Raw genomic sequence first — 23,239 nt, 5'->3', positions numbered from 1 at the left:
GACCGCGCGCTACAGGGTGCCGGATCCGTGGCATCCATTGTCGAGATGCGTCTAGATGCGCCGATCAAACGCTCCATATCGACGAAGCCGAGCTATTGGTCAACGAGCCGCCAGCGCGGCGACTGAACCTATCAGCTCAGAAGCTCGTGCCTTGGATCTTCCGCCGACTGTTAATTGCGAATAAAAAACATCTGATTGCGTAACGAACAGGCTTCCATTTCAGTCGCAAGCGAACGCATCAAAAAATTATCGATCCTCATTATCGACACGCCGATCGAGCGCAAATCAGCGCACAGTCAGCGTGCTGATTCTATTCTGCCGATGCGCTGCGAACTGTTGAGGCACGGGGCTAGGGAAGCCATAAGGCAATAGCGCGCGCGATATCGGATCGAGGATTGCAAACGGACATTGGGCATAAACCCGGGGGGCGATATGAGTCACGGTGCGCATTACAACGCGGCTTCTGCATCTGATGGCGGGTTGGCCGAACGTATGTCCTTTATTCAACTCGACGACGAGAGATTGAAAAGCATCCGCAGTATTAAACCCATCATCGACCGTGAGCTGCCCGTTGCGCTCGGCATGTTTTACGAGATGATCCGCAAGACTCCGGAAACGCGGAAATTCTTCAAAAGCGAGACGCACATGGTTGCGGCCAAGTCGGCCCAGGTCAACCACTGGGCGTCGATAAGCAATGCGGATTTCGATGCACGCTACGTTTCTAATGTGCGTAGAGTTGGCCAGACGCATGCACGCATCGGTCTTGAGCCCCGATGGTATATCGGTGGTTATGCTATCGTCGTCGAACACCTCATTCGTTCGGTGGTCAACGAAATGTGGCCGTCAGGATTTTCTTTTGGCCGGAAGAAAACTGACGCTGAAGATGTTGGGCGATGCGTCGGTGCGCTCGTCAAGGCAATGATGCTCGACATAGATTTCTCCATTTCGGTCTATGTCGAGGCTGCCGAGGAAGCGAGACGCAAGTACGAGGAGGACGCCGAAGCCGAGCGTATCCGGACAGAGCAGGCGAGACGCGAGGCGGAGCGACAAGCCGAAGAGGAGGCGATCGGTCGCGAACGCGCCATGGTATCCACTTCGATTGGGGCGGCCGTCGCAAAACTCGCCGCAAAAGACCTGTCGTTCCGATTGACCGACGATCTGCCGGGCGCCTATCACAAGCTGCAGAAAGAATTCAACGCGGCGCTCGAGCAGTTCGACGTGACCTTGCAATCCGTCATCGCAAGCTCGCAGAAGATGACGTCGGGAACTTACGAGATAGCGGCCGCTGCCGACGACCTCTCTCGCCGCACGGAGCAGCAGGCGGCCAGCCTCGAAGAAACGGCGGCTGCTCTCGAAGAGATCACGATGACAGTCAAAAAGTCGTCGGAGGGCGCAGCCCATGCCCGTGATACGGCCGCAGCAGCCAAGAACGCCGCCGAATCGAGCCGCGAAGTTGTTCGCCAAGCGGTCGATGCGATGGAAAACATCGAGAAATCTTCAAGGCAGATAACTCAGATCATCAGTGTGATCGATGAAATCGCCTTTCAGACAAATCTGCTGGCGCTGAACGCTGGTGTCGAAGCCGCGCGCGCCGGCGACGCCGGACGCGGATTTGCAGTGGTTGCTTCCGAGGTCCGCGCCCTCGCGCAGCGCTCGGCTGAAGCAGCCAAAGAGATCAAGACGCTCATCTCGACATCGAGTGGACAGGTCGAGCAGGGAGCACGCTATGTAGCCGAAAGTGGCAAGACGCTAGAGCAGATTATTTCCCATGTCGTCGGCATCAATCAGATGATCGCCGAGATCGCCGGCGCCTCCCAGGAGCAGGCCGGTGGATTGCAGCAAATCAACACCGCGATCAACGCCATGGATCAGACCACTCAGCAAAATGCCGCGATGGTGGAAGAAACGACGGCAGCTTGCCACTCGCTGACTGAGGAGACGAACCAGCTTTCAGACCTCATCAGTGAGTTCAAGGTCAATCAGAACTCGTCGATCAGGGCGCTGAGGCAGACGTCGGCTCAAATGACGGCCGCGCGGCAATCGAACGTGAAGCCCGGGGCGGCAAAGTCCAGGCACGACGTCCGGGCCACGGCTTTGAAAGCCCCGTCCTCGTCGGGAGGTTCATCCGCAGTGCGCAAACCAGAGGAGGGATGGGAGGAATTTTAACGTTTCTCGACGCATGACCATGATTGATCGAAGTCCGATCCGAGGCTGAGCAATGATCGAGAACCAAATGACTGAGGGAACGAAAACTCTCGAAGTTTTGGCGTTTCGCGTAGGCAACCAGGACTTCGGTATAGACGTGGTGGCGGTACGGGAGATCCGTGGCTGGACGCCGGCCACACCGCTTCCTCATGCGCCGAGTTTCCTATGCGGCGTGGTCAACCTGCGTGGCATCGTGCTGCCAATTGTCGACCTCGCGGCCCGGCTGGGGTTCCCGCCGGCCGAGCCAACTGCGCGTCACGCCATCGTCGTCACTCAGCAGGGCGAGCAAGTGATTGGCCTGCTCGTCGATGGCGTCTCCGACATTCTGACCATTGATTTGGCGCAGGTTCAGCCGACGCCCGAAGTCGCCTCTGATATGGCCAAGTCATTCGTGCGTGGCGTCATCCCGATCGACGGCCGCATGGTCAGCCTTCTTGCTTTGAATACGGTGCTGCCGGCCGTGGATCAGCACGCCGCGTAGAGGTCGCCTCTCGCCTCCACTTGATCCCTCCTAAAGCAGGCAGTGCTTCCTTAGGGATAGGAAGTCCGAAATAATATCCCTGTGCTTCTCTGCATCCGTTGTTCACGAGAAAGTCCAGTTGGAAGCGGTTTTCGACGCCCTCAGCGAGAACCTCGAGGCGTAAGCTCCGGCCGAGACCGATGATGGCCGCGGCGATGGCCTGCGCAGCACCTCCGGATTCCAAATCCGAAACGAAGCTGCGGTCGATCTTGAGCTTGTCGATCGGCAGCTTTTGAAGATATGCCAACGACGAATAGCCGGTGCCGAAGTCGTCGATGGCGAGCCGCAATCCCAAGGCCTTTAAAGCATGAAGAATAGCCACAGGGGCTTTGCCTTGCCCCATGAGCGTGCCTTCGGTTATTTCGAGTTCGACCACGGAAGGGTTGAGATCAAACTCCTTCAGGATGCTTTGAAGCGTATCGACAAATCCGGCGTGGTGGAGCTGCTGAGCCGACACGTTGACCGCCATCGTCTTGAGGTCCGCACCGCCGGCAAGAAGTTCTTTCATATCGCGGCACGCGGTCCGAAGCACCCATTCGCCAAGAGGAACGATAAGTCCCGTCTCTTCGGCGGCAGGGATGAAGTCCCCCGGCGGCACGACCTTGCCGTTCGCAGTCTTCCAGCGGACGAGGGCCTCAAGACCCGTCACCTTGCCACCGGGCATAGAAACAAGAGGCTGATAGTGGAGGATGAACTCTTCGCGCGCGAGCGCTTGCCTCAATTGCAGGTCAGCCGAAAGGCGTGTGTTGGCTGCTTCGGTCAAGCGGGTCGAGAAGAAGCGATACGTGCCCTTGCCAGCGCACTTTGCGTGATAGAGCGCCGCGTCTGCGTACTGTATCAACGACGCAGCGTCGCGTCCGTCATCGGGAAATAGGCTGATCCCGGCGCTTGCGCCAAGCCACACTTGCCGTCCCCCGGAAAGAAAATACGGCTGGCATAACTGATCTAGAATCCGGCTGACGAGATCGCCAAGCGTTGAGCGCGGCGTCCCTTCGCAAAGCAACCCAAACTCGTCGCCTCCGAACCGGGCAACCATGTCTGAGGTTCGCACGAAGGAGGAAAGGCGCTCGGCTGCGCGTATCAAAACCTCGTCTCCGGCGGAATGTCCGAGGCTGTCGTTGACAAGTTTGAATCGGTCGAGACCAACGAAAATGACGGCACCCGTCGATTGCTTGGCATTTGCTCGCGCGAGCGCTTGATCAAGCCGCGACGTGAGAAGGCGCCGATTTGGAAGTCCGGTCAGGTCATCGTGTTGCGCGCGGCGCTCGAGTTCCCGCTGCGATGATTTGATCGGAGTGAGGTCGGCGCTGCTGCCGACATAGTGTGTCAGCTCGCCAGACTCGGAACGGACGGCGTTGATTGTGAGTAGCGCCGGGTAAATGTCCCCGTTCTTCTTCCTGTTCCAAATTTCGCCATGCCAACAATCATTCGCCTTGAGGCAATTCCACATTGCTTCATAAAACGACTTCGGATGCATGCCCGATTGAAGAACGCGCATGTTCTGGTTGCGGATATCGTCAGCCGAGTAGCCCGTTATCCGCGAGAACGCTGCGTTGGCGCTGATGATGCTGCCGCTGGCGTCGGTTATGATGACGGCTTCGTGCGTGCAAGAAAGGATCGTCGAGGCGAGCTCTTGCTCGACGGTAAGCCTCAGATCACGCCGCAATGCGCCGAAGGAGAGAGCGTCTCCATTTTTCTCGTCGTGCTCTATTCCGGGGGCGAAGCTCATTTGGCAATTTTCCACTGCAAGCAGTCGCCCGCAGTGTGAGAGTGATATGGTGAAGCAAATTCTAAATCGGCGACCAATTTGCGTCGACGCTATCTATCAGCCGGACATATTGAGTCACCGCGAAAATCGATGCTTGCGATACGAAACTAGTTCCTTGCGTTTCGGTCGGGTCAATTCCATTTTCTGTTCCTTATTTTTTGTTGACTTTGGGACGCTGGATTCGGGTATGAAGGCTCTGCAGGTTCGGGGGAAGAATGGTTGCGAAAGAGGTTGTCGACGTCCTTTTGCAGTTGAGTCGCGCGCTACTTGCGGAAAACGACGGAGACCAATTGACGGCCGCGCAGTGGATCGCCCTTCGCTATTTCTCGCGATCCAACGCCTACAGCCGTACCCTCACGGGACTGGCTCAGTATCAGGCGACCACCGCGGGCACGGCTTCACAGACGATCAAATGTCTCGAACAAGCTGGCTACGTCGAGCGCGATATCTCCGCACGCGATGCGCGAAGCTCGGTATTTACTGTTACCGAAACAGGACGTGCGGTCATGGAAGACGATCCGCTCGCGCACCTTGGGCATGAGATTGACGATCTAAGCGCCGCGGACATGCTGCATCTTCGCGATGTTCTGCGCTATCTATTGGCGAATATCGGTGGAGAGCAACCGCGCCGTCCCTTCGGTACGTGCAGGGATTGCGCATTTCTGCTGACGCGCCAGACGAGGGGCCCGAACGCCGCCCGCAGCAATCAATATCTTTGCAAACTTTTGAATTTCTATATCGCGGACTCCGAACTCACCTATCTCTGCAAAAACTTCCAGGCGCTGCGGGAATTTCAGGGCCCTCAAAGTCGGGGCCCGGGTTGACCGCAACGGCAAGCGCGATCTGATGGCGGCTAACCGGCCGAACCCGATCATCTATGCTGGGCGTCGACCGGTCGCGCAGCGTTACGGGCCGATGAGCCCATTAATGGTGATGAGCAGACACCGCAGAAATGACCTCGCCGGAGAGATCGCGAGGGACACAATGCGAAATGTCTCCGATGCTCAGCATCCCGACCATCCGCTTGTTGTCGTCGATGACGGGCAAGCGTCGGATCTTTTTCTCTTCCATGATGTGCAGGGCATCCTCCAGGTCCTCTTCCGCCTTGCAGTAGACGATACCCTTGGTCATCACGCTTTCGGCGGTGAGCTTCGACGGATCGGAAGAGTCGGCAAGCCCGCGGCATATGATGTCGCGATCGGTCACCATGCCGACGAGCCGGTCGTTTTTCCCGACGGGCAAACAACCGATATCAAGGTTTCTCATCATCTGCGCGATCTGGTTTAGCGGCGTTTCAGGGCTGACCCATTCGGCGCCTTTGTGCATTGCCTCCATCACTTTCATGACAGGAACTCCCTTCATGCATCCAGTTTTAAAATCTCCTGAGCGGCTTATCGCACGCCATCGACACGGCGATGCGCCCACAACGCCGCAACTTGGATGAAGAACTGCCGAAACAGCGCATCGTTCATGGCGAACGCTAGCGTCTAGAACAATTGATCCCGAGGCGCCATGGGAAGGAAGGAATGGGTCATTCCACATCGCTTCGCGCGACCCAACGGGGCCCGACCTTCACGTAATCACGCTTGACGGCCGCCCATGCTATACGATGCGAGGCCTCCTCCTGCCGGGGATCGCCGATGTGCGCCTCGAACGAATGATTGAATGCGGCGCGATAAATATCCTGAGCGTGCTCAGGAAGGTGATCACGAACTGACGGCGGCAGGCTATGATTGTTTGGATAAGGCATTTCGGACTTCTCCGGAGAACAAAACTTGACCGAAATTTGCAACCAAATGACGCTAAACTCGTGGCCCTCGTTCTGAGTATGTTTAACTGGTTATGACCATCTCACTCGCCTACATACGACAGCGCTATTTGATCGAAGCGCAACCTCTTGATGCAGTCACCGAGTTGGCGCTCGCGGCTGACCCTCGGCCAGGCGCCAAAGCCATCTTGGAAGCCATTGCGCGCCGACGCTTTGCAAATCGCTCCGAGGGGCAGCGTCTTCGGAATTTACTGCGGTATGAGAACGCGCTGTGGGCGAAAGGCATCGTGCATGTCGCGGGCATCGACGAGGCGGGCATGAGCCCACTCGCAGGTCCTGTCGCCGCAGCTGCTGTAATTTTCAAACCTGGCTCGCGGATTCCGGGCATTGATGACTCGAAGAAGCTGAGCGCTGTGGCCCGCAATCGGCTTGCCGTGCAAATCAAGGAGTCCGCTCTCGCTTGGTCGGTAGGTTTCGCGGAAGTCCCCGAAATCGATTCAATAAATATCTACTGGGCTGGCATCCTTGCGATGCGCCGCGCTGTTGAAGGGCTTCAATCGGCTCCCGAACATCTTCTCATCGATGCGCGGCGTATAAAGGACGTCAATATAGAGCAGCAGGCTATCATTGGCGGCGATGCGAAAAGTCTGACGATCGCCGCAGCATCCATTCTCGCCAAGACGGCACGCGACCAGCTGATGGACAAGCTCGACGCCGAGCACCCGGGTTACGGCTTTTCGAAACACAAGGGCTATCCGGTTCGCGAGCATGTCGCTGCTCTGAAGCGGCTTGGTGCTTGCCCCATCCATCGCCGTTCATTCGCACCGGTGCGAGAAGTGCTCGGGCTGCCTGAGCTTCCTGCATCAGATTCATCGACGTAAGCAGGCTCTGCTCAGGCCTTTTGAACCACGTCGCCGGACTTCAGCTTCTTCTCGCGCGTCAGGAAGCGGGCCATGACGATGAGGACGAGCGAGGCGACGAGAACGATCGTCGCGATAGCGTTGATCTCGGGCGTGATGCCGCGCCTGATCGAGGCAAAGACGTAAATCGGCAGCGTTGTTTTCGAGCCCGCCACAAAGAACGCAATGATGAAGTCATCGAAAGAAAACGTGAAGGCGAGCAGAAACCCGGCAAGGATGGATGGAGCGATCTGCGGAAATACAATCTCGCGGAACGTTGTCAGCGGGGTCGCGTAAAGGTCGCTCGATGCCTCGACGATGTCCCGGCCGAGGCTTGCGAGGCGCGCCCTCACGATCATCGTCACCAGAGCCATGGTGAACAACCCATGCGCCGCGACGATCGAGCCGTACCCGAGGCCAAGCTTCGGTGGATCGGCCCCGGGCCAGACGGCGGCGATCGCGGGATTCAAAAACGAGAACAGTTCCACAAGCGCCACCAGCGTCGCGATGCCGATGACGACGCCCGGTACGACGATGGCAGCGGAAAGCAGCCCGTCGAAGACGGCTCTTGTCCGTTGACCGAGGCGCTCTAGGCCGATCGCTGCCATGGTGCCGAAAATCGCGGCAAGGCTCGCGCTGGTGAAGGCGACAATGAGACTGGTTTGAAGGGCGTCCATGAGAAAAGGATTGGAAAGCGCGCGGCCGTACCATTGCGTCGAGAAGCCGACGAGCTCGCTCGCGTTGCGGCCCGAATTGAATGAGAAGAGCACCACCAGTGCAATCGGCGCGTAGAGGAACAGATACAGGGCGAAAACCAGCGCTCGCATCAGATCAGATCCACCTGACGTGTGCCGGAGACGCGCCATGCAATGCGCATGGCCACCAGAAGCACCGCGACGACGACCACGACGAGAGTGACGGCGATGGCAGATCCGAACGGCCAGTTACGCGATTGCAGGAAGAGGTCGACCAAAGCATTGCCGATGAAGAAGACCTTTCCTCCTCCGAGGAGCTGAGGGATCAGATATTCGCCGAGCAGCAAAATCGTGACCAGCGCGACTCCCGTCATCACACCCGGCAGCGATAACGGCAGCGTGACGCCAAAAAAGGTCGAGATGGGTGACGCACCAAGATCGGCAGAGGCATCGAGCAAACGCCGGTCAAGCTTTTCGAGACTGACGTAGATCGGCAGGATCATCAGCGGCAGGTAGCCGTAGACGATGCCGAGCAGCACTGCGCCCGGCGTGTTCAGAAGCCGCACATCGTCGATACCGGCGAGTTCGAGCAGATGAGGAATTCCGCGCGCGCCAAGCAGATACATCCACGCGTAGGTACGGACCAGCATGCTCGTCCAGAACGGTATGACGATCAGCGAGATGAGGAACATCCGGTATTTTTGATCGGCTTTGATCGCCAGATAATAAGCGACCGGATAGGCGATCAGCAGACAGGCGAGAGCCCCGATCGGAGCGAGCGTCAGCGTATTTACAAAGGCTGCGGAACGAGCTCCGAGATTGGCAAACTGCGCAAGAGTGAAAGCAGGTTGATAGCCGCCCTCCGGCGCCCGCTCGCCGAATGCAAAAATGACGACGGCGGTGAAGGGCAGCACGAGAAACGTAAATAGCCAGACCGCTGCGGGCCCAACCAGGGCCGCGGTCACCAACCTTCGCTTGTTCTCGGCTGAAACCGCCATGTGATCTTGGCTTTCGGGAAGTGCTTTCCCTGAGGCAGTCCGGTTCTCGCGGCAATGGCGAGGACCGGACTGTGGTCTCAAAGGCAACTAAGGCGGGCTTGCTTAGGCGGACTTGAAGCGCGCCATCAGCTCGGCCCGGCCAGGGTCGGTCAGCGTCACGGCCGCGCCGAATTCAAGTGGCGTCAACGCGGCTTCATCCGGATAGACGATCTTGTTCGAAACGACGTCTTTGGGCAGCAGCGAGATCACCCGGCTATCGGTGGTCGGAGCGCCGTTGGCGATATGCTCCTTCACCGCGTTCTGCGGCTCCATCAGGTAATTGAGCAGCGCATAGCCTGCCGCCTTGTTCGGAGCATCCTTTGGGATAGCGTAGTAATCCGTCCAGATCTCGCCGCCGTCCGTGCCCAGAACGTATGCGATCGCCGGTATGTCGCGATTGAGCTGCGCGCCGTCGTTGGTCCAGCACATGGTCATCCAGGCATCGGTCGCGCGCATGCCAGGCTGGTAGTCGCTGTTGATCGCGAAAAGATGCGGCTTGACCTTGATGAGCAATTCTTCCGCCTTGGCGAGCTCGTCTGGTTTGATCGAATTGAAGCCGTAGCCAAGCGCCACCAGCGCATTGCCGATCGTGGTCAGCTGGTAATCATGCACCATCGCGCGATGATCGCCCTCGGTCTGGGCAACCTCGAAAAAGTCCTTCCAGGTCTTCATTGGCGTCTTGATCTTAGAGGTGTTGACGGCAAAGCCCGTGGTGCCCCAGTTCTTCGGCACAGCGTACGTCTTCCCGTCGATCTGCCCTTCCTTGGTGAAACGCGGGTTCTCGGTCGCGGCACTGAAGTTCGATAGCTTCGACAGATCGAGTTCGTCGATCAGACCCAGCTTGTGATAGGTCGAAATCGTGTAGTTGGTCGGCACGAACAGCGACCAGCCGGTAGCGCCGGCCTGCAGTTTGGCCAACATCTCTTCGTTCGAACCGAAGACGTTGACCTCGACCGCGACGCCGGTCGCAGCCTTGAAGTTTTCGAATGTCGCTGGATCGTGATAGTTCGGCCAAGTGGCGATCGACATCTTCGTGCCGAGGTCTTCCGCGGCGTATGCGGCCGTCGAAAACGCGCCTGGGGTGCGTGCCATCACAGCTGTTGCGAGGCCGAGACCGGTGACGCCGAGGAAGTGGCGCCGGGTCACCGAGCCACGCTTAAGGCGCATGAACTCGTGCATGAAGTCGTCAGGCGAGATCGGTAGATTTTCCCTGTGCTTCTTGGTCATGAGCGTGTTCCCTTCTGGTCAGGCGGTGCTTGAAACAGGAAAGAGATGAGCAGTGGTGGGATCGAAGCCGAGGAAGACCGTCTGCCCCGGCTCGACGAGTTCGCTTTCGTGAAGGTTGCGGCGGTCGGACGTAATCAGAAAGTCGCCGAGGCCCGGAACGGCGACAGAATACTCAGCGGTCGAGCCGAGGAATATCCGATTTGTCACGGTGCCCTGGAAGCCGGTGGCTCCAGGCTTGGCATGGCGATCGACGCGAATGGCTTCAGGGCGAATGGCCAGGATCGCATCGCCAGCGGTCATGCCGCGCCGCTCACCGACGTTGAGTGCCGATCCATCCGCGAGCCGCAAGGTTCGGCCGTCGGCCTCCAGCATCGCCGTCACGCGATTGGTCTTGCCGACGAAATCCGCCACGAACAGGTCGGTCGGGTGGTCGTAAACCTCCTGCGGGGCACCGAGCTGCCGGATGGTGCCGGCATTCATCACGCAAACCAGATCCGCCATCGACAAGGCTTCTTCCTGGTCGTGCGTGACGAGCACGAAGGTGATGCCGAGTTCGCGCTGCAGCGTCTGCAACTCGATCTGCATCGCAGTTCGGAGCTTTCGGTCGAGCGCCGCAAGCGGTTCGTCGAGTAGGAGAACGGCGGGCTTGTTCACAATCGCCCGCGCCAGCGCGACCCGCTGCTGCTGTCCGCCGGATAACTCATGGACGCGCCGCTGCGCAAAGCCGCCAAGGCGCACCATCTCGAGTGCCAGGGCAACCTTCCGTGCAATCTCGGACGCCTCGATGCGAGGGCGCATCTGCTTCAGCCCGTAGCCGACGTTCTGTTCGACATTGAGGTGCGGAAACAATGCGTAGTGCTGGAACACCATGTTGACGGGCCGGCGGTACGGCGCGATGCCGTTCATTTCCCGTCCGCTGATCAATACCGTGCCGGAAGTGGGCTGCTCGAAGCCTCCGATCATCCGCAGGCACGTCGTCTTCCCACAGCCTGAAGGGCCGAGGAGCGCGAGAAAGGCCCCCTTCGGTACTTGCAGATCGACATCCGAAACGGCCGTTACCGCACCATAGTTCTTGGTGACCGAACGGAACTCAATGTCATTGTGCAAACAGGATTCCCGGTCTGTATCCTTAACCCCAGTGGCGTGGCGAGTGGCGCGGCGATCGATCTTAGTAGTGAATGAAGTTTCCTGACAGATAAAGCAAAGCGGCCCCGTTACCGCAACGGCAATTTTTCGCCGGCAGCCGGAGTCAGCCCTTGACTAGAACCACAATGTGATCCGGCCGCCTGATCGACAGGCACAATGATCAATCGTCAATCCAAGTAAGGGACCGTGTCGCCAAACCCAGTCCGGAGTTGGAGCACCCTGCCCGGAGTTACGACACTCGGGATGGTTCAAGGCCCTGACCTTCCTGGCTCACGCTCGGCCCTGCGTGTCGATCAAGCTCGGCATGCATCCGTTCAATATCGAGCGCTCCCTCCATCTTGGCGACGACGACCGTCGCAACTCCGTTGCCGATGAGGTTCGTCAGTGCGCGCGCCTCCGACATGAAGCGATCGATGCCGAGTATGATCGCCATCGCGGTCACGTCGATCGTACCGCTGGCGGCAAGTGTCGCCGCGAGCACGATGAAGCCCGATCCCGTAACCCCGGCGGCGCCCTTCGAAGTCAGCAGGAGAACCGTGAGAATGCCGAGCTGTTGTGCGAGCGATAGATCGACATTGGTCGCTTGCGCGAGGAACAGCGTCGCCATCGTCAGGTAGATGCAGGTGCCATCCAGGTTGAACGCATAGCCCGTCGGGATGACCAGCCCGACGATGGACTCATCGCAACCAAGCCGCTTCATTCGCGCGATCATCCGAGGCAGAACCGACTCGGAAGATGATGTGCCAAGCACGATCAGCAGCTCATCCTTGATGTAGCGGATGAACTTGAAGATGCTGAAGCCCGCGAACCAGGAAATGGAACCCAGAACGAAAACGATGAAAATGATACACGTGAGATAGAATGTGCCCATCAAGGCTGCGAGAGAGCCGAGCGCCGAAACGCCGTATTTCCCGATCGTGAAGGCCATGGCGCCGAAAGCGCCGATGGGCGCCGCTTTCATGATGATGCCGACGATGCCGAAAAGAACATGCGAAGTCTGATCGACGAGATCGAGCACGAGCTTGCCGCGTTGGCCCATGGCCTGGAGCGCGAAGGCGAACAGCAGCGCAAAAAACAGGATCTGCAGAATGTTGCCGTCGACGAACGCGCCGAGGGCGGTCTTCGGAATGATATCGAGCAGGAACTCGACTGTGCCTTCCGCGTGCGCCTTGGTGACGTAACTCGCCACCGCGGAAGCATCGAGCTGGCTCGGATCTATGTTCATGCCCGCGCCCGGGCGAACGACGTTCGCGACCGCCATGCCGATGATGAGCGCCAGCGTCGTCACGACCTCGAAGTAGACGAGTGCCTTTATACCCGCGCTGCCAACGGCCTTCAGGTTCGACATCGACGCGATGCCATGGACCACAGTGCAGAAGATGACCGGCGCGATGATCATCTTAATGAGCTTGATGAAGGCGTCCCCGAGCGGCTTCATCTGGACAGCGATATCGGGATAAAAGTGACCCAGCAGAACACCGGCCACGATGGCGCTCAGCACCTGCACGTAGAGGTGGGAATAGAAAGGCCTAGACGGAGCCTCGGGCAGCTCATCGCCGGGCCGCGCAGTCAGCAACATTGTTTCGAACTCCCCCGAGGCTTTGGATTTTCGGGGAGTATAGGCCAAGTTCCGGCCGATGAGTCGAATCGACACGTCCGCGCACGGGGAAATGTCCTAAACACAGACTCGAATCCATGCGTCTAGGTCTTTCGCGACAAGCTTTGTCACTAAAGGAGAATCTTCTTTGATCGTCAGACCGAACGCTTCTTTGTTCGACATTCTTTTCGCGGTTCGCGGTTCGATCGCCGGCCGGGTCGCATGGCGCTGCCTGTTTATTACAATGTTGGCGTGTTTGGTCGTCTACGTCGGCAATTTTCACTTCGAGCCGCTATCACATCTCGGCACCGCTCCGTTTGGTCTGATCGGGATCGCGATATCCGTGTTTATGAGTTTCAGGAACAGCGCGGCTTACGATCGTTGGTGGGAGGGACGCAAGCAGTGGGGCGAGCTTCTGGTGCAAGCCCGGTCGTTGTGCCGGGAATTGTCGGATTTAGACGGTGAGGCAAAAAAGCGAATTTTCGTCCCGCTTATCGCCTACGTACACGCCCTTTCGGCGCGCCTTCGCGATGAAGATGAGATTGCCGCAGCGCGGCCTTGGAGGATAACCGTCTCGGCTGGCCCCAACGTCTGCGATACCATTCTCAGGCAGATTGGAGGAGAACTCCTCGCGCTTAACAAAGCTGGTGAGATCTCGGATTGGCGTTATTCCTCTGCCGCCATCCGCATGAATGCAATTTCCAATGTGCAAGCGGGTTGCGAGCGCATCAAATCCACGCCGTTGCCCTTTGCCTACACGCTTCTCATTCACCGGACAGTCTATCTGTTTTGTGCCCTGCTTCCGTTCGCTCTTGCGCCTCAGCTTGGTTGGGGCACGCCGATCATCGTCGCCTTCATCAGCTATACGTTCTTCGGCCTGGATGCGATCGGCGATGATCTGGCAGAACCCTTCGGATCGGCCGACAACAGCCTGCCTGTTCGAGCGCTGGTCAGGACGATGGAGCGAGAGACAATGGACTTTCTGGGCATGGGACCGTTGCCTGATGAACTAAAGCCAGTCGGCTATGTTTTGTTGTGAGCTATAGGCGGCACTCGCACCTGCGCGACGACTCCGGCCTATCGAGGCCCGCCTGGCCGTTCAGCGAATGGCCCGTTGAAATTTGCCGCCGAAAATGACGCGGCCGCTCCAAGTCCCGAGAGTGCGAACTTAAGCTTGGCTTAAGGTGCACCGGATTGGAGAGGCATGGGGATGCTGCACTGGGGTTGCTGCCCTGGAAAATCGTCAGAGGGCAGGAACGCATGTGGATTGTTCGTTACGCGATCAGCCATCGCCACAGCATCGGGGTGCTCGCGATGCTTCTGCTGCTTGTCGGCGGAATGGCGGCCCGGCGCATGTCGACCGACATTCTCCCGGCGGTCAACATTCCGGCCATCAACGTCATCTGGACATACCAGGGTCTTAATCCGCAAGAGATGGCGAGCAAGCTGACCTCCTTCAGCGAACTCGCGATCATGAACAACGTCGATAATCTTCGCGAGGTGCGTTCCGAAACGATCAACGGCGTCGGCATCATCCGGGTTGCTTTTCAGCCGGGCACCGATGTGACGAATGCGTTCGCGCAGGTGACATCGGTGAGCCAAACTATTCTCAGGCGGATGCCGCCGGGAACGAGCCCCCCGTTGATCGTGCCTTATGTTCCCTCCAGCGTGCCGATCCTACAACTCGTGCTCGCTTCCGATACGCTGTCGGACGGCGCCCTCTACGACTATGCGCGGCTTCAACTCCGCGCGCAGATTCAGTCCATCCCCGGCATCCGGTTGACGCTGCCTTATGGCGGCGCATCGCGCCAGGTCATGATCGATCTCAAACCGGAGGCGTTGCAAGCCTACGGTATTTCACCGAGCGAGGTCGCGCGGGCAACGGCCATGCAGAACCTGACGCTTCCATCCGGCGCGCTCCGTATCGATACCCGCGAAATCGCCATCACGACGAATGCAAGCCCCGAGCAGATCGCCAGTTTCGCCGATCTTCCGTTGCGATCCGTGGATGGCCGCGTGATCCGCGTCTCCGATGTTGCGAGCGTGCGAGACGGGCAGGCCGTGCAGAGCAATATCGCCCGTCTCGACGGACAAAACGCGGTCATAGTCTCGATTCTGAAGCTTGGAGATGCGTCGACCCTCGGCATCGTCCAGCAGATCAAGCAACGCATGGGAGAACTGCAGGCGGCGGCGCCCGAGGGCGTGACGATCGCGCCGGTATTCGATCAGTCCCAATTCGTTAGTCGCGCGATCGATAACGTGGCGATCGAGGCAATTATCGTCGGCCTTCTTGTGGCCTTTGTTGTTCTGGTGTTCCTAGGGAGCTGGCGGTCGTCGCTGATCGTACTCACGTCCATTCCGCTGGCGCTTCTTGCCTCCGTTGCAGGTCTGGCGCTGACCGGCAATACGTTCAATCTGATGACGCTCGGCGGCTTGATGCTTGCCATCGGCATCCTGGTGGACAATGCGCTCGTTGAGATCGAGAACATCAACCGGAACCTCGAGGCTGGTCTTCCGTTGCAGGAAGCAATCCTGAAGAGTGCAAGCGAGGTCGTGTTTCCGGAGTTTGTGTCGACTGTTGCGATCTGCATCGTCTTCTCGCCTCTCTTCCTGCTGACGGGCATCGCGGCGTTCGTCTTCGTCCCGCTGGCGCTCGCCGTCGTGTTCGCGATGGCGGCATCGTTCATACTGTCGAGAACTTTGGTTCCATCTCTTGCTTCGCTCATGCTGAGCGCGCACGACCCGCATCAGCCCCACCACCCGGGCCTCGTTTCGCGGGCCGTTGAAGGTGGCCTCGCCTACCTCGAACGGCGAATAGCGCGCATCGCGCAGTTTCTCCTCGCATGGAAAGTCTTTCCCGTTGCGGGCCTTGTCTTCGCACTCGCGCTCGGGACGTTCGCTGGCACGAACGTCGGCCGTGAGTTCTTTCCGGAAGCGGATGCCGGCATGATCAGGCTCTATGTCCGCGCGCAAACCGGGCTCAGACTTGAAGAAACCGCGCGCAAATTTGCCGACGTGCAGCACGAAATTCGCAGCATTATTCCCGAAGACGAAGTCGGCTTCATTGCCGAGACCATCGGCAGTCCGGAGCCGATCAATCTCGCGTGGGTCGAAAGCGGAGTCATCGGCTCCTTCGACGGCGAGATCCTCGTGCAGCTTGCCAGTTCGCACGCTCCGACCGCAGGATACGTCAGCCAAATTCGCGAGAAACTCAAAGAGCGTTTCCCTGAATTGGCATTCTATTTTCGCCCGGCGGACGCGACGGCTCAAACTCTCGCGGCCGGCACCCAGACCGCGATCGAGGTGCGCGTGATCGGACGTGACGTTGCCGGCAACGCCGAGATCGCTCGTAATTTGATGGCGCGCATGAAGGAGATCCCTGGCGCGGTCGACATCACACCGCGGCAAGTGCGCGATCTGCCGTCTTATTATCTCGAAATCGACCGGATGCGCGCGCTGCAGCTCGGCGTGACGCCGCAAGATGCGGCGACAGCGTTGCTGACGGTTCTCGGCGCCTCCGGAACCGTGTCGCCGAACTTCTGGAGCGATCCCAGCCAGGGCATGTCGTACACGGTTCAGGTCGTCGCGCCGCCGGTAAATCTAAATTCGCTGGAGCAGTTGCTCAATATACCGGTGAAAACAGCGGCGAACGGCCAGCAGATCACGCTCAGATCGTTTGCCACCCTGCAGCTTAGAACATTGGCGGCCAATATCGACCGGGTCACCTTGCAGCCCATGACGACCCTGTTGGCCAACACCGAAGGACGCGATCTCGGCGGCGTCTACCAGGACGTGCAACTCGCGGTCGACGCAGTGAGGCCCCGTCTGAAGCCCGGTAATCGCATCGAGATCGCCGGTCAGGCCCAATCGATGGCGCAGGCCTACGGCGAGATGATTTCCGGCCTGATGATGGCCGCGGTGTTCGTCTATCTCGTGATGGTCGTGAATTTCCAATCGTGGCTGATGCCGCTGATCGCCATGGGCGGTCTGCCGGTCGCTATCTCCGGGGCAATGTTTGCACTCTACGTGACGGGCACGCCGCTCTCCGTTCCGGCTCTCACGGGTCTCATCATGGTCATCGGCGTTTCAACGGCGAACAGCGTATTGGTCACGAGCTTCGCGCGCGACCGCTTGCATGAGGGCGAAACGCCGGCTCAAGCGGCGCTCGATGCCGTGCGGACGCGGCTCAGGCCGGTGCTGATGACAGCCACGGCGATGATCGTCGGCATTCTCCCGATGGCGCTCGGGCTCGGCGAGGGCGGAGAACAGAACGCGCCGCTCGGGCGCGCCGTGGTTGGCGGGCTCTTGTTCGGGACTGGCGCCACGTTGACGTTCGTGCCGTTCCTCTTTGCTACGCTGCTGTCTTTACGTCTGCGTCGAACCAGAAATCGGCTCATCGCTGATGCGGATAGCGGCGTTACCTTACCAATCGCGAAAAGTGCAGGAGCACATTGAATGGCCCCGAAGAAGTTTGTCGCCGCGACCATTCTCTTCGTTTCGTGCGCAGGCCTTGGCGGCTTGATGTTCCGGGACGGCGGCGCTGCCGGCTTCCTCGAGAAGCTGGTTGGCTTGCAGCGGGTGGCCGAAGCTGCCGACGGCGGCTCGCGCGATGGAAAAAGCTCGAGTGCCCGCTCGGTCCGCATCGTCAAACCCGAGCCCGCTTCCGAGACTTCGACGCTCACGCTGTCCGCGCGGACAGCGCCGGCAGAGCAAGCTTACATCCTGTCGCGCGTGAGCGGCGTCGTCGCCGAGCGCCTCGTTGACATTGGCGACCGCGTTGAAGGGGGCGACGTGCTCCTACGGATCGAGGCGCCGGAGGTTGATCAGGAGCTGATGCGGGCACGCGCGGCCGTCCGCCAGATCGAAGCGCGGCTCACCCTTGCAACGTTGGAGCTGGAGCGTGCGGAAGTCCTGGCGCCGAAAGGGCATGTCTCGGTGCAAATTCGCGATGAGCGTTTTGCTGCAAAGTTGACAGCCGAGGCAGACCTTGCAGCGGCTCGTGCCGAGGAGAAGCGGCTCGAGGAAATTCAGAGTTTCCAAACCGTGCGTGCACCCTTCGCCGGCACCATCATCGCGCGTCAGGTCGAACGCGGCAACAAAGTTACGGCCAATCAAACTCAGTCCGAAGGCTTTTTGCTTCGGATCGGCCGGCTCGACGAGTTGAGGCTTGAAATTGACGTCCCGCAATCGTCCTCGCTCAAGGTCGGCGCGGGGACACGGGCTCGTGTCGCGTTCGCGGAGCTACCAGGGGAAACGTTTAACGCCAGCGTCGGGCGCTCATCGGGTCTGATCGACCCGTCATCAGGCACCATGCGCGTGGAATTTCTCATGCCGAATCCCGAGCGGCGCATCCCAGCCGGATTGATCGGCCAAGTGAAGATTGATGTGAGCGACGCCAAAGGGGCCGTGCTGGTGCCGACAAACACGATCGTTACGCGTGCAGGTCGTCAGGCGGTTATCGTCGTCGACAATCAGGGCGTGGTGCGCGTCAAGCCAATTGTCGTCGATCGCGATCTTGGCGAACGTGTCGTCGTTACGTCAGGATTGACGACCGGAGATCGTGTCGTCATCAGCCCGAATGCGCTTCTCCGGGAGGGCGATAAGGTCGATGTCCAAGTGACAAAGGATCAAGGCGTCAGCTGATGCCGCAACGTCTCGCGGGGAGTAGAAAACGTCGCAGATCGGTTGCTGTTCTTAAGCCGGCCTTAAGCGGCGTCTAACTGATGCCACGATGATGGTCTTGCCGGAACCTCGGCGAGCGGCACCTGAGTGCTTTGCGCTGAAGCAGAGGATGGGAATATCGATGCGGATCCTCGTTGTTGAGGATGATGCCATTCTGCTCGATGGCTTGCAGGTGGGATTGAATCTCAGCGGCTTCACCGTGGAAATCGCGGCCTGCTACGCGGAGGCCGAAACGGCGATGCGCGCAGGTGAGTTCGATGCGATCGTGCTCGATCAGATGTTGCCGGACGGTTCCGGTTTGGACTTGTTGGGATCGTTGCGCCAACGCGGGAACACTGTTCCCGTGCTGTTGCTGACGGCGCGAGATACCGTCGTCGACCGGATCACGGGGCTCGATGCCGGCGCGGATGATTATCTCGGAAAGCCGTTCGACCTCGACGAAGTGGCCGCTCGCTTGCGAGCGCTGATCCGGCGCGCCGCGGGGCGCGCGACGGAGACCATCGCGTGGCGGGATATTGTGATCGAGCCTGCCTCGATGACAGTCAGAAAATCCGGCGACCAGGTGCGGCTTTCCCGGCGCGAATTTTCGATTTTGAAAGTCTTGATGGATCGACCCGGTCAAATTCTTTCCAAGCGCCAGCTCGAGGAAAAGCTTTACGGTTGGCAGGAGGATGTCGAAAGCAACACGGTCGAAGTCCACATTCATCACCTGCGCGCCAAGCTCGGTAATCACGTGATCGAGACCGTGCGTGGCATCGGCTATCGGCTGTACGAGGACGCACCATGAGGTCCATCCGCGCGCGCTTGTTCCTCATCCTTATGCTGACGACCGGAGGCGCCTGGACCGGCGCGGCCTGCTGGATCTATTTCAGCACGAGTGCCGAGGTGGAGCGGGCGCTTGATGCCCGCCTGATCGAAGCGGCACGAATGGTGAATTCGTTGATCACCAATCAGGAGAAACATTCCGATCGTCCTGGGCAAAGTCTGCTCGACCCAGCCGCAAATCGCACGCTTTATGAGCGGCAGCTATCTTGTCAGATTTGGGCTCTCGACGGATCGCTCGTCGGGCGCTCCGATGATGCACCCGAAACGCCGCTGACTGGAGATGCTTCGGGGTTTTCGGAAAATAGCGTCGGTGGCGAACGCTGGCGTGTCTATGCTGTCGAGAACCAAGCAGCAGGCATTCGCGTGCTTGTCGGCGACAACGTGCGGGTGAGGGAGCGGCTCGTAGCTGGAGTCATAAAAGGACTTTTGATTCCACTCATGCTCATCGCCCCCATCATGGCGGCCCTCATTTGGCTGAGCGTTGGCCGGGGACTGGCTCCTTTGAACCGGATGGCTGGCGCGCTTCGGACTCGCAGTGCATCTGATCTCAGTCCGCTCGTTGAGAGTGGAGCGCCGTCCGAAATCCGGCCGGTCATCAAGTCGCTCAACGGCCTGTTTGATCGCGTCACCGCGGCGCGCGAGCACGAGCGAAACTTTACGGCCTTCGCGGCGCACGAATTGCGAACGCCGATCGCAGGCTTAAAAGTACAAGCGCAAATCGCGCTTTCGAGCGAAGATCCCGCCGTGCGCAATAATGCTCTTCGGCAGGTTGCCTTCGGTGTCGATCGTACATCCCGCCTGCTTCGCCAACTGATGGATATAACGGCGGCCGAATCCAGTGAAGTTTATCCGTCGGAGGATGGCATTGAACTTCGCAATAGTTTGGAATTCGTCGATGAGCAACTTCGTTACCAGCTATCCCAATCGGCGCAGGTGCATTTCGATCGCAGCCTCGATGGCATTCGGCTGAACATTGATCCGATCCTGTTTGCGATGGCCGCTCGCAATCTCCTCGAGAATGCCATCCTTCATTCGCCGTCTTCCGGCATCGTGCGGTGTTCGGCTGAGCGAGATGGTAACGTCGCGGTAATCCACATCGATGACGAGGGGCCCGGAATACCAGCCGACGAGCTTGCCAACGTGAGGGATAGTTTTTTTCGAGGGCGAAATCGGACTGCAATCGGAAGCGGGCTCGGTCTCACAATCGTGGATCTCGCGCTCGCTCGCGCGAAGGGAAGTTTCGCACTCTCAAACCGATCGGGCGGCGGCTTGCGCGCGGAGCTTCGCATCGAAATTTCGGAACCACGCGTCGACGAGCCAGACACTGATAACGTCGGTCAATGCGCGCGCTCACGGCATGAAGCGATAGACGCCTAGTGGGATCGCCGACGCATTCACGTCTATCGTGCGGCGAGTGACGTGATTTCGAACTGCCCGAAGGTTTCGGATTTTCGGGGAGTATAGGTCAATTAATCGCAAAACGCCGAGCTTATTAGCAGCCTGCGGCGGGTGACTGCGGTGCGCATGCCCACGCCCACGCACTTCGACATGCGCGTGTCTTATACGCGATATCGATGCGAGTTCCCTCGGATAAGTCGACGGACGCCTAGAGCTTGACGAGGTCGCGACGGTCTCGTTGTCGAAGACGTATTCGAAATTCGAGTTAGCCCGCTAGGTACCTCTGGAACTGCGGCATGCGGAAAATGTTCTATTTCGACGCCTGCAGAGCACTTTCACCACACCTGAGGCCGCCCCGGAGCAAATACCCTCAGCCGGGGATACCCCGAGAGGCCATGATGAATCTCGCGATCAGCGTACTATTCCGCGCCATTCCCCTGATAATGGGCGCGATTTGTCTCGCATTTGGTCTTTACATTCTGTACGGCGCAACAGACGCCAATCACTTTATTGCGGGTCACGTCAATATTGCGCTGACGGCGATCTGCTACGCGCTGTTCACCACGGCGGCAACGATTATCCGCCAGCTCATCCATCGCTACAGCGAGTTCTGGCGCGTGGCCCTTCCGGCATCCGGATATATCGTTGCGCTCGCCGCCATCGCCTACGGCATCGCCCTAACAGCTTCGAGCGATGCGGGGGACCACATCGTCGCCGGAGACATCGCCATCGGCGTTGGATTGGTCGCGATCTGCGTAAGCACGGTTGCCACGGCGTCCACAGTTTTCACGCTTATCACCGTCAGTGCAGGGCGAAAGCCGGAAGACGGGCCGCCGGAAGGCGCGCATACGAAACACGTAGCTTTGCAATTAATAGCTATTCCTGTGATCTGCGCGATTGTCGGTTTCGTGTTGACGTATTGGCTTTTGATGCGAGGCGATCAGCCGGGCTACGTAGCCGGCCACGTGATGTTCGGCCTGTCTGCGATCTGCCTCAGTCTGACCGCCCTGGTCGCAACCATCGTCCGCCAGATCCGCAACGTGTTCACGGAGGGCGAGCGCATGATGTGGAGCTGGCTGGTCGTTGTCATGGGCTCGATCAACATCCTGCTCGGCATCTATGTGCTTATCAGCAACGATAACGACTATCGCCTCGCTCCGGGCATCGTGCTGATCGGACTGGGCCTCATCTGCTATAGCATTCTGTCGAAGGCGCTTCTTCTGGCGCTCGTCTGGCGCCGAAGCTTTCCGCTGGCCAATCGCATTCCCCTGCTGCCGGTTTTGACCGCATTGACCTGTCTGTTCATCGCGGCGTTCCTGTTCGAAGCGGCGGACGCCAATGCCGGCTACTTCGTGCCCTCGCGCGTGATGGTCGGACTTGGGGCGGTGTGCTTCACGCTCTTCTCGATCGTCTCGATACTGGAGGCAGGCACATCATCGAAATAGGTGTGAGCGTGACCAGCATGGGCCGAGCCAGAAGCAGCCGGCATGTCGAGTTGAACGGACAGAATCCAGGATGATGATCGCCGTGCTGGCTGTGTAGAGTACAAGTAGCCCGCGCTCTGCGCTGGTAAGCGGCCTTAGAAGCGAAACGAGTGGCATTGCCTCGCGTACGAAGCCTTCGATCAAGCGGTTGACCGAGGTCGCAAAGATCGGGCGCGGGCAGGGCCGGATCAGGTCCAGGACCAGGTTAGACGAGCCGCGACCACCTTCGCAGAGATCGGTGATTCGAATTGGCCATTACTCGATCAACGGACTTCTTCGGCAATTGAAAATAGATCAAGCCACCGCTCGAGTATGCCCGCGCAATGGTGTTCGAAGTCCGCCAGGTGCGGTTGGCTCGCGACGATAAGTGCGTCGGCGTCGATGCCGTTGGCAGCGAGATAACTCTCGTTGTTGCGGCACATGTCGGCAAGCAGTGATCTATTCACTTCAGCATGATACTGGAATCCGTATGCCTTCTGGCCATGACGGAATGTTTGCCAAGGCGTCATCTCGGATGAAGCGAGAACGATCCCGTTGGGAATATGGCGAATAACGTCGCCATGGAAATGATACGAAAGAAGCGTTTTCGGGTGTCCCTTTAGGAGAGGATCGTCCGCCGCCTCATCGCGCAATGTGAGATCGTACCAGCCGATTTCCTTTTGCGCGCCAGCGCATACATCTCCTCCCAGTGCTGCGGCAAGAATCTGCGCACCAAGACAGAAGCCAGCGATCGGCTTGTCGGCACTCATGAAGGCCGTCACGAGAGCCATTTCGCGTTCAAGGTACGGGTAGGCCTCGGTCTCATACGCACTCTGAGCTCCGCCCAGTATGATGAGCGCGCTAAAGCGCTCAGGCGTCAACTCTGCATACGGTGCGTTGAAGCCTTGGACAATGAACTGAGATAGACCGCGTTTGGCCATCAAAGTGGCGAGCGAGCCCGCCCCTTCTTGGGGGTCGTTTTGGACGATGAGAACGGGAAGCATGTGTG

19 protein-coding genes are annotated in these 23,239 nt (G+C 58.9%); 10 read left to right on the top strand and 9 right to left on the bottom strand.

Translation table 11 applies throughout. The features are described from left to right. Positions 1 to 432: 432 nt before the first annotated feature. The gene (locus AACL53_RS14625; protein ID WP_339085262.1) at positions 433 to 2,166 is read left to right on the top strand and encodes a globin-coupled sensor protein; all 1,734 of its coding nucleotides are present in this window, start codon (positions 433 to 435) and stop codon (positions 2,164 to 2,166) included. A 52-nt stretch (positions 2,167 to 2,218) separates the two neighbouring features. Next, positions 2,219 to 2,686: a chemotaxis protein CheW gene (locus AACL53_RS14620; protein ID WP_339085261.1), complete on the top strand. Its 468-nt coding sequence runs from the start codon at positions 2,219 to 2,221 to the stop codon at positions 2,684 to 2,686. On the opposite strand, the gene AACL53_RS14615 is transcribed toward AACL53_RS14620, so the two are convergent. Then, positions 2,631 to 4,454 (bottom strand): bifunctional diguanylate cyclase/phosphodiesterase, encoded by a 1,824-nt coding sequence (locus tag AACL53_RS14615; protein ID WP_339085260.1) that lies wholly within the window; start codon positions 4,452 to 4,454, stop codon positions 2,631 to 2,633. The two genes, AACL53_RS14620 and AACL53_RS14615, sit on opposite strands and share 56 nt — an antisense overlap. 254 nt (positions 4,455 to 4,708) lie before the next feature. On the opposite strand from AACL53_RS14615, the gene AACL53_RS14610 reads away from it, so the two are divergent. After that, positions 4,709 to 5,317 carry a MarR family winged helix-turn-helix transcriptional regulator gene (locus tag AACL53_RS14610; protein WP_339085259.1) on the top strand — a complete coding sequence of 203 codons (609 nt, stop codon included), beginning with the start codon at positions 4,709 to 4,711 and terminating at the stop codon, positions 5,315 to 5,317. Positions 5,318 to 5,417: 100 nt separating this feature from the next. On the opposite strand, the gene AACL53_RS14605 is transcribed toward AACL53_RS14610, so the two are convergent. Both AACL53_RS14605 and AACL53_RS14600 read right to left on the bottom strand, forming a co-directional pair. Next, the gene (locus AACL53_RS14605; RefSeq protein ID WP_339085258.1) at positions 5,418 to 5,837 is read right to left on the bottom strand and encodes a CBS domain-containing protein; all 420 of its coding nucleotides are present in this window, start codon (positions 5,835 to 5,837) and stop codon (positions 5,418 to 5,420) included. Between the two features lie 187 nt (positions 5,838 to 6,024). Further along, a complete protein-coding gene (locus AACL53_RS14600) occupies positions 6,025 to 6,243 on the bottom strand; it encodes a ChaB family protein (protein ID WP_339085257.1) in 219 nt (72 codons plus the stop codon). A 92-nt stretch (positions 6,244 to 6,335) separates the two neighbouring features. On the opposite strand from AACL53_RS14600, the gene AACL53_RS14595 reads away from it, so the two are divergent. Continuing rightward, positions 6,336 to 7,142, top strand: a complete 807-nt coding sequence (locus tag AACL53_RS14595; protein ID WP_339085256.1) for a ribonuclease HII — start codon at positions 6,336 to 6,338, stop codon at positions 7,140 to 7,142. Positions 7,143 to 7,153: 11 nt separating this feature from the next. Here the strand turns inward: AACL53_RS14595 and AACL53_RS14590 are convergent, their stop codons facing one another. From AACL53_RS14590 to AACL53_RS14570, 5 genes are all read right to left on the bottom strand, one after another. Then, positions 7,154 to 7,987, bottom strand: coding sequence for an ABC transporter permease (locus AACL53_RS14590; protein ID WP_339085255.1), 834 nt, complete (start codon positions 7,985 to 7,987; stop codon positions 7,154 to 7,156). Beyond that, positions 7,987 to 8,853 (bottom strand): ABC transporter permease, encoded by an 867-nt coding sequence (locus AACL53_RS14585; protein ID WP_339085253.1) that lies wholly within the window; start codon positions 8,851 to 8,853, stop codon positions 7,987 to 7,989. Before AACL53_RS14585 ends, AACL53_RS14590 begins: the two co-directional genes overlap by 1 nt. A gap of 102 nt (positions 8,854 to 8,955) precedes the next feature. Further along, on the bottom strand, positions 8,956 to 10,119 hold the full coding sequence (locus AACL53_RS14580; RefSeq protein ID WP_339085252.1) for a spermidine/putrescine ABC transporter substrate-binding protein: 1,164 nt from the start codon (positions 10,117 to 10,119) through the stop codon (positions 8,956 to 8,958). An 18-nt stretch (positions 10,120 to 10,137) separates the two neighbouring features. Continuing rightward, the gene (locus tag AACL53_RS14575; RefSeq protein ID WP_339085251.1) at positions 10,138 to 11,226 is read right to left on the bottom strand and encodes an ABC transporter ATP-binding protein; all 1,089 of its coding nucleotides are present in this window, start codon (positions 11,224 to 11,226) and stop codon (positions 10,138 to 10,140) included. Between the two features lie 268 nt (positions 11,227 to 11,494). Beyond that, entirely contained in the window at positions 11,495 to 12,844 is a 1,350-nt protein-coding gene (locus AACL53_RS14570) for a dicarboxylate/amino acid:cation symporter (protein ID WP_339085250.1), read from the bottom strand. Positions 12,845 to 13,010: 166 nt separating this feature from the next. On the opposite strand from AACL53_RS14570, the gene AACL53_RS14565 reads away from it, so the two are divergent. The 6 genes from AACL53_RS14565 (at position 13,011) to AACL53_RS14540 (ending at position 22,212) form a co-directional block, all read left to right on the top strand. After that, a complete protein-coding gene (locus AACL53_RS14565) occupies positions 13,011 to 13,901 on the top strand; it encodes a bestrophin family protein (protein WP_339085249.1) in 891 nt (296 codons plus the stop codon). Between the two features lie 221 nt (positions 13,902 to 14,122). Continuing rightward, a complete protein-coding gene (locus AACL53_RS14560; RefSeq protein WP_339085248.1) occupies positions 14,123 to 17,317 on the top strand; it encodes an efflux RND transporter permease subunit in 3,195 nt (1,064 codons plus the stop codon). Further along, complete coding sequence (locus AACL53_RS14555) at positions 17,318 to 18,505, top strand: efflux RND transporter periplasmic adaptor subunit (protein ID WP_339085247.1); 1,188 nt, start codon at positions 17,318 to 17,320, stop codon at positions 18,503 to 18,505. 160 nt (positions 18,506 to 18,665) lie between these two features. Further along, the gene (locus tag AACL53_RS14550; RefSeq protein ID WP_339085246.1) at positions 18,666 to 19,331 is read left to right on the top strand and encodes a response regulator; all 666 of its coding nucleotides are present in this window, start codon (positions 18,666 to 18,668) and stop codon (positions 19,329 to 19,331) included. Further along, entirely contained in the window at positions 19,328 to 20,746 is a 1,419-nt protein-coding gene (locus AACL53_RS14545) for an ATP-binding protein (protein ID WP_339085245.1), read from the top strand. Before AACL53_RS14550 ends, AACL53_RS14545 begins: the two co-directional genes overlap by 4 nt. Positions 20,747 to 21,162: 416 nt before the next feature. Next, on the top strand, positions 21,163 to 22,212 hold the full coding sequence (locus AACL53_RS14540) for a DUF2776 family protein (RefSeq protein WP_339085244.1): 1,050 nt from the start codon (positions 21,163 to 21,165) through the stop codon (positions 22,210 to 22,212). A 302-nt stretch (positions 22,213 to 22,514) separates the two neighbouring features. On the opposite strand, the gene AACL53_RS14535 is transcribed toward AACL53_RS14540, so the two are convergent. Further along, positions 22,515 to 23,234: a type 1 glutamine amidotransferase gene (locus AACL53_RS14535; protein ID WP_339085243.1), complete on the bottom strand. Its 720-nt coding sequence runs from the start codon at positions 23,232 to 23,234 to the stop codon at positions 22,515 to 22,517. Positions 23,235 to 23,239 lie beyond the last annotated feature (5 nt).

This window comes from Hyphomicrobium sp. ghe19 (assembly GCF_902712875.1).
In the GTDB taxonomy this organism is placed as follows: domain Bacteria; phylum Pseudomonadota; class Alphaproteobacteria; order Rhizobiales; family Hyphomicrobiaceae; genus Hyphomicrobium_B.
The sequence above is the reverse complement of the archived record's forward strand: the minus strand, read 5'-3'. Positions and strand labels throughout refer to the sequence as shown.

What these genes read in the sequence shown, in the direction of transcription:
- AACL53_RS14625 (WP_339085262.1), top strand. Translation starts at nt 433, where the DNA reads ATGAGTCACGGTGCGCATTACAACGCGGCTTCTGCATCTGATGGCGGG.
- AACL53_RS14620 (WP_339085261.1), top strand. Translation starts at nt 2,219, where the DNA reads ATGATCGAGAACCAAATGACTGAGGGAACGAAAACTCTCGAAGTTTTG.
- AACL53_RS14615 (WP_339085260.1), bottom strand. Translation starts at nt 4,454, where the DNA reads ATGAGCTTCGCCCCCGGAATAGAGCACGACGAGAAAAATGGAGACGCT.
- AACL53_RS14610 (WP_339085259.1), top strand. Translation starts at nt 4,709, where the DNA reads ATGGTTGCGAAAGAGGTTGTCGACGTCCTTTTGCAGTTGAGTCGCGCG.
- AACL53_RS14605 (WP_339085258.1), bottom strand. Translation starts at nt 5,837, where the DNA reads ATGAAAGTGATGGAGGCAATGCACAAAGGCGCCGAATGGGTCAGCCCT.
- AACL53_RS14600 (WP_339085257.1), bottom strand. Translation starts at nt 6,243, where the DNA reads ATGCCTTATCCAAACAATCATAGCCTGCCGCCGTCAGTTCGTGATCAC.
- AACL53_RS14595 (WP_339085256.1), top strand. Translation starts at nt 6,336, where the DNA reads ATGACCATCTCACTCGCCTACATACGACAGCGCTATTTGATCGAAGCG.
- AACL53_RS14590 (WP_339085255.1), bottom strand. Translation starts at nt 7,987, where the DNA reads ATGCGAGCGCTGGTTTTCGCCCTGTATCTGTTCCTCTACGCGCCGATT.
- AACL53_RS14585 (WP_339085253.1), bottom strand. Translation starts at nt 8,853, where the DNA reads ATGGCGGTTTCAGCCGAGAACAAGCGAAGGTTGGTGACCGCGGCCCTG.
- AACL53_RS14580 (WP_339085252.1), bottom strand. Translation starts at nt 10,119, where the DNA reads ATGACCAAGAAGCACAGGGAAAATCTACCGATCTCGCCTGACGACTTC.
- AACL53_RS14570 (WP_339085250.1), bottom strand. Translation starts at nt 12,844, where the DNA reads ATGTTGCTGACTGCGCGGCCCGGCGATGAGCTGCCCGAGGCTCCGTCT.
- AACL53_RS14560 (WP_339085248.1), top strand. Translation starts at nt 14,123, where the DNA reads ATGTGGATTGTTCGTTACGCGATCAGCCATCGCCACAGCATCGGGGTG.
- AACL53_RS14555 (WP_339085247.1), top strand. Translation starts at nt 17,318, where the DNA reads ATGGCCCCGAAGAAGTTTGTCGCCGCGACCATTCTCTTCGTTTCGTGC.
- AACL53_RS14550 (WP_339085246.1), top strand. Translation starts at nt 18,666, where the DNA reads ATGCGGATCCTCGTTGTTGAGGATGATGCCATTCTGCTCGATGGCTTG.
- AACL53_RS14545 (WP_339085245.1), top strand. Translation starts at nt 19,328, where the DNA reads ATGAGGTCCATCCGCGCGCGCTTGTTCCTCATCCTTATGCTGACGACC.
- AACL53_RS14540 (WP_339085244.1), top strand. Translation starts at nt 21,163, where the DNA reads ATGATGAATCTCGCGATCAGCGTACTATTCCGCGCCATTCCCCTGATA.
- AACL53_RS14535 (WP_339085243.1), bottom strand. Translation starts at nt 23,234, where the DNA reads ATGCTTCCCGTTCTCATCGTCCAAAACGACCCCCAAGAAGGGGCGGGC.